This window comes from Streptomyces sp. TLI_053, from assembly GCF_900105395.1.
Lineage (GTDB): Bacteria > Actinomycetota > Actinomycetes > Streptomycetales > Streptomycetaceae > Kitasatospora.
Map to the genome: position 1 here is coordinate 2,427,464 of NZ_LT629775.1, position 12,013 is coordinate 2,439,476.

Consider the following 12,013-nt stretch of genomic DNA (forward strand, 5'->3'; position numbering starts at 1 on the left):
CTCGCCCCGTGCTCACCACCGATCCGCCGGCCCGTCCGAGCCCGGCACCGAGAATCCGCTCAGCGGCCCGGCTCCCCCTGGTGCTGGTCGCCGGACTCGGGCTTCTGGCGCTGTGTGCGGCGCTGAGCCTGGCCCTCGGCTCCCGCACGATACCGCTGGGGACCGTGGTCGACGCCCTGACGGCTGGTCAGCACGGCGGCGACGCGGATGTGGTGACCGGCCTTCGGGTGCCGAGGACGCTCATCGGCCTCGCGGTCGGGGCCGCGCTCGGCGTCGCCGGGGCGGTCGCCCAGGGCGTCACCCGCAACCCGCTCGCCTCGCCGGTCACCCTCGGCATCAACGCCGGCGCGAGCTTCGCCGTGGTCGCCGCGATCTACACCTTCGGGCTGACCCGCCCGGTCGAGTACGTGTGGTTCGCCTTCGCCGGAGCGGCGGTGGCGGCCGTCGCCGCGTACGCGATGTCCCGGCAGGGCGGAGACCTCGACCCGGTCCGGCTCGCGCTCGGCGGCACCGTGCTCACGGTGGTCCTCACCTCGTGGACCTCCGCGCTGATGCTGGCCAGTCACCGCACCCTGGACGAGGCCCGGTTCTGGCTGGCCGGGTCGGTCGCCGGCCGGCACCTGGACACCCTCGTGCCGGTGCTGCCGTTCCTGGCGCTGGGCCTGCTCGCCTCCTTCGCCGTCGCGCCCGCGCTCAACGCGCTGGCGCTCGGCGACGAGAGCGCCCAGTCGCTCGGCGTGCCGGTGGCCCGGATCCGGGTGGTCGGCGGGCTGGCCGTCGTCCTGCTCGCCGGGTCCGCCGTGGCCGTCGCCGGGCCGGTCGCGTTCATCGGACTGGCCGCCCCGCACCTGGTCCGGCCGTTCCTCGGCAACGACCACCGGCTGCTGCTGCCCGGCTGCCTGATCGCCGGTCCGGTGCTGCTGCTCGCCGCCGACGTGCTCGGCCGGCTGGTGGCCCGCCCCTCCGAACTCGAGGTCGGCATCGTGACGGCCTTCCTCGGCGCGCCGCTGCTCGCCGTCCTGGCCCGCAAGGTGACCCGATGAACGCCCCCGCCCTGGACCGGAACCCCGGCGACCGGACCCCCGGCGACCGGACCCCCGGCAGCCGGAGCCCCCTCGACCGGACTCCCGGCGGGGCCGCCGGCGACGGCGCCGCCCCGGCCCGTTCCGCCGCCCCGGTACCGGGCACCTCCGCGGCCCGGCGCCGCGCCCGGACCGCCGGCTGGTCGGTGGTCGCCGCCGTCCTGCTCGTCCTGCTCACCGGGATCGCGCTCGGCACCGGGCAGGTCAGGATGACGGTCTGGGAGGCGCTGAGCGCGCTGGCCGGATCCGGCGACCCCGGGAACGTGCTGGTGGTCCAGGAGTTCCGTGCCCCGCGCGTGGTCTCCGCGCTGATCGCGGGCGCCGGGCTGGCGGTGGCCGGATCGATGCTCCAGCGCCTGTTCCGCAACCCGCTCGCCTCGCCGGACACCATCGGCGTCACCGGCGGCGCGTCGTTCGGCGCGGTCCTGGTGCTCGCCACCGGTGCCTCGCAGGAACTCGTCCCGCCGGCCGCACTGGGCGGCGGACTGGTGGCCGCACTGCTGCTCGGCGGTTTCGCCTGGCGCTCCCGGATGGCGGTCACCCGGCTGGTCCTGGTCGGGCTCGCGGTCCAACAGGGCCTCGCCGCCGCCGTCAATCTGATGATCGTTCGGTTCCCGGCCGAGCTGGCCTCCTCCGCGATGCAGTGGACCACCGGCTCCCTCTACGGCCGCAACTGGGACGAGGTCTGGATCGGCGGCTCCGCCATCGCGCTGACCACCGCCGCCGTGGTGCTCGCCCAGCGCCGGGTGGCCGTCCTCGACCTCGGCGACGACTCGGCCGGCGGGCTCGGGCTCGACCCTCGGCGCGACCGCGTCCTGCTGCTCCTGCTCACCATCGCCCTGGCCTCCCTCGCCGCGGCGCTCACCGGGCCGGTCGCGTTCGTCGCGCTCGCCGTGCCGCACCTGGTCCGGCTGCTCGCCGGACCGCCCACCCTCGGCACGCTCGGCCTCACCGCCCTCACCGGCTCGCTGCTGCTGCTCGCCTCCGACCTCCTCGTGCTCCATGTGATCCCCGTCCACGGCCTGCCGGTCGGTGCCGTCACCGCCACCCTCGGCGCGCCCTGGCTCCTGGTGCTGATGATCCGCCAGGGCCGGCTCCCCCGGAGGAACAGCTGATGACCCCCGACGTGACCACCGCGGCCGAGGCCACCACCGGCGCACCCGGCTCGACCCGCGCGACCGGCGCGACCGGCGCGACCGGCGCGACCGGCGCCGCGGACGCCGACCGGTCGGCGAACCGCCTCGCCGCGCACGGCCTCGCCCTGCGCTACGGCAACCGGACCGTCGTGGACGGCCTCGACCTCGAACTGCCCGGCAACGCCGTCACCGCCGTCGTCGGCCCCAACGCCTGCGGCAAGTCCACCCTGCTGCGCGGCCTCGTCCGCCTGCTGGACCCGGCCGCCGGCACCGTCACCCTGGACGGCTCCGACATCCACCGGATGCCGGCCCGCTCGCTCGCCAGGCGGATGGGCCTGCTGCCCCAGCAGCCCGTCACCCCGGAGGCCGTCACCGTCGAGGCGCTGGTCCGGCTCGGCCGGTTCCCGCACCAGCGCATGCTCACCCCGTGGTCCAAGGCCGACCAGGCCGCGGTGGAGGACGCGCTCGCCCGCACCGGCATGGCCGAACTGCGCGACCAGCACGTGGACCGGCTCTCCGGCGGCCAGCGGCAGCGGGCCTGGATCGCGCTCGCGCTGGCCCAGGACACCGACCTGCTGCTGCTCGACGAGCCGACCACCTTCCTCGACCTGCGGCACCAGCTCGACGTCCTCGACCTGGTGTCCGACCTGCACGCGCAGGCCGGGCGGACGGTCGTCATGGTGCTGCACGACCTCGGCCAGGCCGCCCGGTACGCGGACCACCTGGTCGTCCTCAAGGACGGCCGGCTCGCGGCCGCCGGGGCGCCGGGGGACGTCCTCACCGCAGAACTGGTGGAGAGCGTCTTCCAGGTGTCCTGCCGGGTCGTGCCCGATCCGGAGACCGGGACTCCGCTGATCGTGCCCCGGGCCCGGTCGAGACGGGCCACCGCCGCGGCCGCCCCGGCGGTCGCCGCCGCCCCGACCGCCCCGGCGACCTCTGCCGCCCCAACCGCCCCGGCGACCTCTGCCGCTACCGAGCGCTGAGGCTTCCCTCCCGGGCTCCGTTCCCCCCGCCTCCGGCCGTGCCCGCCCCGCGCGGGTCGTTCCGGCGCCCCGCCCTGCCCCGAAACAGAGACAAGGAACCCCTCATGAACCGCTCCGCCCGCGCCCGCAGACTGCCCGTCGCCGTGCTCGCCGTCGCCCTCTCCACCACCCTGCTCGCCGCCTGCGGCAGCAACGGCGACGGCAAGGCCGCCGACAGCGCCAAGCCGGCCGGCGAAGCCACGGCCGCCGCCGGTGCCGCCGCCGTCTTCCCGCGCACCGTCGCCCACGCGGCCGGCACCGCCGAGATCAAGGCCCGGCCCAAGCGTGTGGTGGTCCTGGACAGCGGCGAGCTGGACGACGTCACCCTGCTCGGCATCACCCCGGTCGGCGCGGTCTCCCCGCACATGAAGACCGAGGGCGGCTTCCCGAACTACCTCAAGGACAAGATCAAGGACACCAAGGACGTCGGCCCGATGAACGAGCCGAACCTGGAGCTGATCGCCTCCCTGAAGCCCGATCTGATCCTCTCCTCGAAGGTCCGGCACGCCAAGGTCTACGACAAGCTCAACGCGATCGCCCCGACCGTGCTCGCCGAGACCACCGGATTCCCGTGGAAGGCCAACCTCGCCCTCTACGCGCAGGCCCTCGGCATGGAGGCCGAGGCCAAGAAGGCCCTCACCGACTACGAGGCCCGTGCCGCGAAGCTCGGCGAGGCGATCAAGGCGAAGAACGAGGGCACCATGCCGAACGCCTCGGTGGTCCGGTTCGTGGCCGGCCCGACCCGCCTCTACGCCAAGGCCTCCTTCAGCGGTGTCGTGCTGAAGGACGTCGGCCTGACCCGCCCGGCCTCCCAGGAGGTGGAGCAGAACATCCTGGAGGTCAGCGCCGAGCAGATCAACCAGGCCGACGCCGACCTGGTCTTCGTCACCGTCGCCGACGACCCGTCCAAGACCAAGCAGAGCGAGGTCCAGGACACGCCGGTCTGGAAGGGCCTGAACGCCGTCACGAACAACCACGTGTTCAACGTGCCGGACGAGACCTGGATGTCGGGCATCGGCGTCCAGGCCGCCGACGCCATGCTGGCCGACATCGCCAAGGCCGCGGGGGTCGACGCCCCCAAGTAGGCCCGGGGGCCCACGCCCGGACGGGCGGCGAGGGGGCCGGGGGACGGCCGACGGCCGTCCCCCGGACCGCCCGCGCCCGCCCGCGCCCGCCCCTCCCGCTCGCCCCTCCCGCTCGCTCCTCGCGCTCGCCCGCCCGCTCGCCCGCCCCCCGGAGAGGACCCGCCCTGCCATGCGCCTCTACCTGCTCGCCCTCAATCCGACCGACTCGGTGACCGACGGGTTCCTCCCGGCCGCCGCCCGCCTCGGCCTCGCCGTCACCGTCCTCACCGACCACGCCGAGGCCCACCGACTCGCCTACGCCGGGAAGAAGTTCGCACCGGACGTGACCGAGTGCGACGTCCAGGACTTCCGCGAGGTGATCGGGCTGATCTCCCGGCTCCGGGCCACCGGTACCGCCGACGCGCCGTTCGCCGTCTTCAGCAACAGCGACCACCTGCAGACCCAGACCGCGCTCACCGCCGACTACTTCGGCCTCCCGGCCAAGGACTGGAAGGCCACCCTCCGGGCCAAGAACAAGGGCCAGCTCCGCCGGCACCTCGCCGCCGCCGGCCTCGACGCCGTCCGCTCGGTCGAACTCGCCCCGGAGCAGGACCCGTCCGCACTGCGCACGGCGGACCTGCCCTTCCCCGTCGTGGTCAAACCGCGTGAGGGTGTCGCCAGCGAGGACGTCTCGCTGGTCGCCGACATCGAGGAACTGGTCCGGCGCGCAGGGGAGATCCAGCACCGGCGCCCCGGCGCCGCCCTCGTCGTCGAGGAGTTCCTGGAGGGGCAGCTGTGCACCCTGGAGACACTGGGCGACGGTCACCGCCGGCACGTCCTCGGCGGGTTCCGGACCAGACTCTCCCCGCCGCCGGACTTCGTCGAGGAGATGCTGGAGTTCGTCCCCGCGCACCCCTCCGCCGCGGTCGCCCAGGTCCTTGCCCAGCTGGACGCGCTCGGGGTCGGACTCGGCGCCTGCCACACCGAGTTCGTCGTCCAGCCGGACGGCCGGGCCAGGATCATCGAAGTCAACTACCGCGCCATCGGCGACCAGTGCGACCTCATGCTGGCCGAGATCCTCGGCATCCCGCTGTTCGAGCACATCCTCGCCGCCCACCTCGGCCTCGAACTCCCCGCCGACCTCGGCGAACGCTGCGCCGCCACCCGGCTGCGCGCCCGCAACGAGGTGGTCTGCGCCGACCGGGCCGGCACCCTCACCGCCGCCCCCGGGCCGCACGACGAGGACGCCGACGGAGTCCGGCTCGCCTACCGGCCGCTGCGCCCGGTCGGCGAACGGCACGAGCACTACCGCACCAACCGGGACTATCTGGGCGTGATCTGGGCGGTCGGCCCCGAGCAGGCCGCCGTCGACGCCGCCGTGGCCCGGTTCGTGGCCGCCAACCGCTGGGAGATCACCCCGTGAGCGCAGCCACCCCGCCTGCCGCCGGCGCCGCAGTTGCCGCCGGCACCGCCCCTACTGTCGGCGCCACAACTGCTGGCGGCGCCACAACTGCAGGCGGCGCCACAACTGGTGCCGACTCCCCCGCCGGCCTGCTCACCCTCCGGGTCCTGTCCGCCCTGGTCCGCGAGGACGTGCTCGGACTGCGCACCCGCGGCACGGTCGAGCACCGGGCCGACGGCGCCTGGCTGATGGCCGCCGAGCACGGCATCGCCGTCCCCGTCGCCGCCGAGGGCTTCCAGAGCGAGTACGGCGCGCGCCTGCCGCTGGTCGAGGTCGACGGCCTCCCGGTCGAGGAGCTGGACGCCGCGCTGACGGCGCTGGCCGCCCGCGCCGACGCCGAGGACCGGCCCGGCTGGACCGCGTTCGCCGAGGAGTGCCGCCAGACCCTCGCCACCGTGGAACTGCACGAGCGGGTGCGCACCGAGGTGCACACCGCGCTCACCGACCTCTACGGCGCCGACCCGGCCGACTGGACCGGCCCCGCCGCCGCGCTCGGCCACGACACCCTGGCCGCCTTCCTCGACCACCCGGTCTACCCGACTTCGCGCGGCCGCTCCGGCCTCGACGAGCACGAACTGCGCGCGCACGCACCGGAGTTCCACCCCGCCTTCGAACTTCGCTGGCTCGCCCTGCCGACCGGCACGCTCGCCCGGCACGGCGACCGCCCGCTGCCGCGCTGGTGGCCCACCCCGAGCTGGCTCGGCCTCGACCTGCCCGGTGGCGACGCCGCCTGGGAGACCCTGCCGGTCCACCCGCTGACCGTCGGCCCGGCCCTGGACGAAGCCCTGCGCGCCACCGGCCTGGACGGCCGCGCCGTACTCGCCGAACGCCCCTACCTGACCGTCGTCCCGACCCTCTCGATGCGCACGGTCGCGGTCGCCGAGGACCCGCTCCACCATCTGAAGCTGCCGCTCGCCACCGCCACCCTCGGCCGGCTCAACCGCCGCACCATCAAGCCCGGCACACTGGTCGACGGCGCCGCCGGACAGCGGCTGGTCGAGGCCGTGCTGGCGCGCGAACCCCGCTTCGCCGGGCGGATCCTGCACGCCGACGAGCAGACCTGGGCCCACGCCGGACACGAACTGCTGGCGGTGCTGCTGCGCCGCTACCCGCAGGGGCTGGAGCGGTCCGTGACCGTCCCGCTGGCCGCGCTGCTCGCCCCGGCACCGGCACCGGTCGCGGGGGCCGGCGCCGGACGCCTGGTCGTCGACCGGCTCGCCGACCGGTTCCACGGCGGCGACCCGGTCGCCCTCTACGACGCCCTGCTGGAGCTGCTGCTCGACTGGCAGACCACGCTGTTCGGCCACGGCATCGCCCTGGAGTCCCACCAGCAGAACACCTCGCTCGTCCTCGACCGGGACGGCGGCCTGCGCCTGCTCTACAAGGACGACGACGGTCCGCGCGTCCACAGCGGACGCATGACCGCCTCCCTCGGCGAACACGCCCCCGCCCGTGCGGAGTTCGACGACGCCCGGATCTTCGGCGACGACGACCGGCGGCTCACCGACCTGTTCACCACCATCACCGGCCACCTGTGCACCGGCTCGCTCGCCTTCGGCCTCGCCGCCCAGGGCCGGGCCGGACTCGACGAGCTGCTCGCCCTGCTGCGCAAGCGGCTGACCGAGGCCGTCGAGCGGACCGGAGCGGCCGCCGAACCGCTGCGCGCCGCCCTGCTCGACGCCGAACGGCTCCCGGTCAAGGCGATGGTCACCGCCGGCACCCTGCTCAGCAAGCGGCGCTCGGGCGCCGCCGACATCAACAAGCACTACACCGACGGACCGAACTACCTTCTTCCGTACCGGAGTTACGCCGCCGAGCCAGGCCCCGGGCAGTGACCGTCGACGCACTGCCCCGGCAGTCCGAACACGACACCGCCGCACCCGGTGGACTCGGCCGGCGCCAGGTGCACGCCGTGGCCGCCTGCTACTTCGTCGCCTCCTTCGCCGCCCTCGGCCTGCCGCCCTACCTGACCACGATCCTGCCCGGACTCGGCGACCAGGACGGCCACTGGGCGGGCGTGCTGTACATCGTGCCCACCGTGTTCAGCGCCCTCGGTGCCCCGCTGTGGGGGCGGCTCGCCGACCGGTACGGCCGCAAGCGACTGCTGCTGCGCGCCCAACTCGGCCTCGCCGTCTCCTTCCTGCTGGCCGGAGCCGCCGACTCGCTGCCCGCGTTCACCCTCGCGCTGGTGCTCCAGGGCTTCCTCGGCGGCACCTTCGCCGCGACCAACGGCTATCTCGCCGCCGCCCTCGACGGCGCCCGACTGTCCCGGGCACTCACCCTGATGCAGGGCAGCGCACGGGCCGCGCTGGTGGCGGCACCGGTCCTGGTCGGCCTGCTGTCACCGTGGATCGACCCGCACCGGCAGTACCTGCTGATGGCCGTACTGCCGCTGACCGCAGCGGTGTTCCTCTCCCTGCTGCCCGAACCGGGCCGGGCCGGGACGAGAACCGGGGACGGGGCCGAGTCCGTGGCCGAGACCGCCTCCGACCCCGCCATCGGCCCCGCCGTCGACCCCGCCGACCTGACCGGCGGCGACGGCGGGACGGCCGCGACCGCGGCCACGCCGACGAGCGCCACCGCCACCGGGCCGAAGAGCCGCACACCCCTGCGCGTCCTCTACGGCCTGGAGTTCGCCTTCGTCTTCGCCACGATCATCTCCTTCCCCTATCTGATAGCCCTGGCCGAGGAACGCCTCCCCGGGGTCTCCGGCACCACCACCGGTGTGCTGTTCGCCCTGCCCCACCTGTGCTACCTGGCGTTCGCGGCCCGCACCCACACCGCCTTCCTGCACCGCCCGCACACCGGCATCGCGCTCGGCTTCGGCTTCGTCGCGCTCGGCCTCGCCGGGCACGCCGTGGCAGACTCGCTGCCGGCCTTCGTCGCCGTCCGACTGCTGCTCGGCGCCGGAATCACCCTCGGCCTGGTCTGCCTCTCGGTGCTCGCCGCCGAGGCCTGCCGCGGCCGGGCACCCGGACGACTGTTCGGCTCGCTCGAATTCGTCTCCAAGGGCGGCGCCGTGGCCGCCGGCGCCGTCGCGGCGCTGGTCAACGGCCGGTTCGGCACCACCTCCCCCGTGCTGGTCGGCACCGCCGCCGCACTCCTGGCCGCCGTCGCGGCCACCGCACTCTCCTCCCACTCCCGCCAGCGTTGGAGTCGCTCATGACGCACCAACTGCCCACCGCCGACCATGCCGTGGTCCATACCCTGCTCAACTGCCTGCTGCGCGAGGTGTCCGCACCCGAACACCAGACCGCCGTCACCGGCGGCCGCCTGCTGATCCGCCTCCCCCGGCGCGGCACCCTGCTCCGGGTGGCGCTGCGCCGTACCTCGCTGATCGGCGCACACCGCTTCACCGGACCGGTGGAGGAGGAACACCGCGGCGGCTGGCGCGAGCTGGACTGGCACGAGCTCGCCCGCCAGATCCAGGGCGAGCTGGAACTGCGCACCGGAACGGTCAACGAGGAGTTCCTCGGCCAGCTCTCCTCCAGCCACACCGCGGTCTCCACCGCCCTGGCCGGCCGCCCCGCGCCCGGCCCCAACCGCTACCTGGAGTCCGAGCAGGCCCTGCTGTTCGGGCACCGGTTCCACCCCGCGCCCAAGTCCCGCTCCGCCGAACGCGGCGACTGGCGCGACTACGCCCCCGAGGCCCGCGCCGAATTCCCGCTGCGCCACCTCGCGGTACGGCAGGAGCTGATCGCCGAGGCCTCCGCCGACCCGGCCGCGACCGCCCTGCTGGACAGCCTCGGCGCCGTCCCGGACGGCTACCGGCTGCTGCCCGCCCACCCCTGGCAGTACGAACTCATCGGCGACCACCCGCTGTTGCGCGGGGCACTGGAGCGCGGCGACATCATCGACCTCGGCCCCGGCGGCACCCCGTTCGCGGCCACCGCCTCGGTCCGGACCCTGTACGGCGCGGGCGCGTTCCTCAAGTTCAGCCTCAATGTGCGGATCACCAACTGCCTGCGCAAGAACGCCGCCTACGAGCTGACCGGCGCGGTCACCCTCACCCGACTGCTCGCCCCGGTCCTGGCCGACCTGGCCGAACGGTTCCCGGACGCCGCCGTGCTGCGCGAGCCGGCGTTCCGCACGCTCGCCCTGCCCGGCGCGGACGGCCGGCCCGACCGGGCGCTCTACGAGGGATTCGGCCTGATCGTCCGCGAGGGCCTCGGCGCCTCGCTGCGCCCCGACCTCACCCCGCTGCTGGCCGCCGCCGTCGCCGACGAGTACCCGACCAGCTCGGCGCACATCTCCCGGCTGCTGTCCGACCCGGCCGACCCGGCCCGGGCGCTCGACTGGTGGACGGCCTACCTGCGCCTGCTGCTCCCGCCGGTGCTGTCCGCCTTCTTCGACCACGGCGTGGTGCTCGAACCGCACCTGCAGAACGTCCTGATCGGCGTGGACGCGTCCGGCCGCCCGGCCCAGGTGCTCTTCCGCGACCTCGAGGGGACGAAGCTCGTCCCCGAGCGGCACGCCGAACTGCTCGCCGCACTGCCGCCCGAGGTCGCCGGGCCGATGGCCTACGACGCCGAGCGCGGCTGGGACCGGGTGGTCTACTGCCTGCTGGTCAACCACGTGGCCGAACTGCTGGCCGCCGTCGCCGACCTGCACCCGGCGGCGGAGGGCGCGCTCTGGGAGGCGGTCCGCCGCGTCCTGGAGGAGTACGCGGCGGAGCACGGCCGCCCGCCCCGGCTGCGCGCACTGCTGGCCGGCGTGCCGCTGCCCGGCAAGGCCAACCTGCTCACCCGCTGGGAGCGCAAGGCCGACCGCGCGGCCGGCTACGTCCGGATGGCCTCGCCGCTGGCCCGCTCCGTGCTGGCGGAGGCCGCCCACGGCGCCGCCGCGTCGGCCGTACCCGGACCGCCCTCGGCCCCCCTCCCACCTACCGCCCGGATCCCGCAGCCCGTCCAGGCCCCGCCCGTCGCCGCCGGAAGGACCCGATGACCGCCACCGACGCCGTCCGCCGCCACGTCGCGGAGCTGGACCCGGAACAACTGCCCGCCTACGTCTACGACCTGGCGGCCCTGCGGACGCACGCCGCCGCCGTCCGGGCCGCCCTGCCGGAGCGGGTCGAGCTGTACTACGCGGCCAAGGCCAACCCCGAGGCCCCGGTGCTGGCCGCCCTGGGCGGGGCCGTGGACGGCTACGAGGTCTCCAGCGGAGGCGAACTGGCACACGTCCGGGCGGCCGTCCCGGACGCCCGGCTGGCCTTCGGCGGGCCGGGCAAGACGCCCGCCGAGATCGCCGCCGCCGTGGACGCCGGTGTGCACCGCTGGCACGTCGAGAGCGAACAGGAGCTGTACCGGCTGGCCGCCGTGCTGGCCGACCGGCCGGACGCGACCGTGGACGTGCTGCTGCGGGTGAACCTGCCGGTCGGGGCCGGTGCGCTGGACTCGGTCGCGCTGGCGATGGGCGGGCGCCCGACCCCGTTCGGGCTGGACCCGGACCGCGCCGAGGCGGCGATGCGGCTGCTCACCGAGCCGGTCGGCCCGCTGGCCCCGGTCCGGCGGCAGCTGCGGCTGCGCGGTGTGCACGCCCATCTGGCGAGCGGGCTGGCCGCGTCCGAACAGCTGGCGCTGGCGGAGCAGATCGTCGGCTGGTCCACCCGTTCGGCCGAGCGGCACGCCTTCGCGCTGGAGGAGGTCAACGTGGGCGGCGGCATGGCCGTCGACTACGCCGACCCGGACGCCCGGTTCGACTGGACCACGTTCGGCGAGGGCCTCGGGAAGCTGCTGGACCGCCACCCCGGCCCGGTCCTGCGGATCGAGCCGGGCCGGGCGCTCACCGCGTACTGCGGCTGGTACGCGACCGAGGTGCTGGACGTGAAGCGCAGCCACGGCGAAGACTTCGTGGTCGTCCGCGGCGGCACCCACCACCTGCGGACCCCGGCCACCCGGGGCCACAGCCAGCCGTTCGGCACCCTGCGGGTCGAGGAGTGGCCCCATCCGTGGGAGCGGCCCGCCGTGACCACCGGCCGGGCCACTTTGACCGGCCAGCTCTGCACCCCCAAGGACGTGCTCGCCCACGCGGCCCCGGCCGCCGCCCGCCTCCGCGCGGGTGACCGGGTGCTCTTCGACCTGGCCGGGGCGTACGCCTGGAACATCTCGCACCACGAGTTCCTGATGCACCCCCGCCCGGGCTTCCACCATCTGGACGGCCCGGCGGAGCAGCACTGACGGGAGGCCGCCGAGGGTCGGCCGCCGGCGTCGGACGGAACGGCGGAGAGCGGCCGACGCGCGGCGGACGG

Annotated in this window: 9 protein-coding genes; all 9 read left to right on the top strand. The window is 75.2% G+C overall.

The window, feature by feature from the left end; all coding sequences use genetic code 11:
- Positions 1-53 precede the first annotated feature (53 nt).
- The 9 genes from BLU95_RS09600 (at position 54) to BLU95_RS09640 (ending at position 11,942) form a co-directional block, all read left to right on the top strand.
- On the top strand, positions 54-1,043 hold the full coding sequence (locus tag BLU95_RS09600; protein WP_093864751.1) for a FecCD family ABC transporter permease: 990 nt from the start codon (positions 54-56) through the stop codon (positions 1,041-1,043).
- On the top strand, positions 1,040-2,197 hold the full coding sequence (locus BLU95_RS09605; protein ID WP_093859638.1) for a FecCD family ABC transporter permease: 1,158 nt from the start codon (positions 1,040-1,042) through the stop codon (positions 2,195-2,197). The genes BLU95_RS09600 and BLU95_RS09605 overlap by 4 nt, the downstream gene beginning before the upstream one ends.
- A complete protein-coding gene (locus BLU95_RS09610) occupies positions 2,197-3,201 on the top strand; it encodes an ABC transporter ATP-binding protein (RefSeq protein ID WP_093859639.1) in 1,005 nt (334 codons plus the stop codon). Before BLU95_RS09605 ends, BLU95_RS09610 begins: the two co-directional genes overlap by 1 nt.
- 104 nt (positions 3,202-3,305) lie before the next feature.
- Complete coding sequence (locus tag BLU95_RS09615) at positions 3,306-4,325, top strand: ABC transporter substrate-binding protein (protein WP_093859640.1); 1,020 nt, start codon at positions 3,306-3,308, stop codon at positions 4,323-4,325.
- A gap of 169 nt (positions 4,326-4,494) precedes the next feature.
- Entirely contained in the window at positions 4,495-5,727 is a 1,233-nt protein-coding gene (locus tag BLU95_RS09620; RefSeq protein ID WP_093859641.1) for an ATP-grasp domain-containing protein, read from the top strand.
- Complete coding sequence (locus BLU95_RS09625; RefSeq protein ID WP_093859642.1) at positions 5,724-7,601, top strand: IucA/IucC family protein; 1,878 nt, start codon at positions 5,724-5,726, stop codon at positions 7,599-7,601. Before BLU95_RS09620 ends, BLU95_RS09625 begins: the two co-directional genes overlap by 4 nt.
- Positions 7,598-8,932, top strand: coding sequence for an MFS transporter (locus BLU95_RS09630; protein WP_231978496.1), 1,335 nt, complete (start codon positions 7,598-7,600; stop codon positions 8,930-8,932). The genes BLU95_RS09625 and BLU95_RS09630 overlap by 4 nt, the downstream gene beginning before the upstream one ends.
- Positions 8,929-10,710, top strand: coding sequence for an IucA/IucC family protein (locus BLU95_RS09635; protein ID WP_093859643.1), 1,782 nt, complete (start codon positions 8,929-8,931; stop codon positions 10,708-10,710). The genes BLU95_RS09630 and BLU95_RS09635 overlap by 4 nt, the downstream gene beginning before the upstream one ends.
- Complete coding sequence (locus tag BLU95_RS09640; RefSeq protein ID WP_093859644.1) at positions 10,707-11,942, top strand: type III PLP-dependent enzyme; 1,236 nt, start codon at positions 10,707-10,709, stop codon at positions 11,940-11,942. Before BLU95_RS09635 ends, BLU95_RS09640 begins: the two co-directional genes overlap by 4 nt.
- Positions 11,943-12,013: the final 71 nt, after the last annotated feature.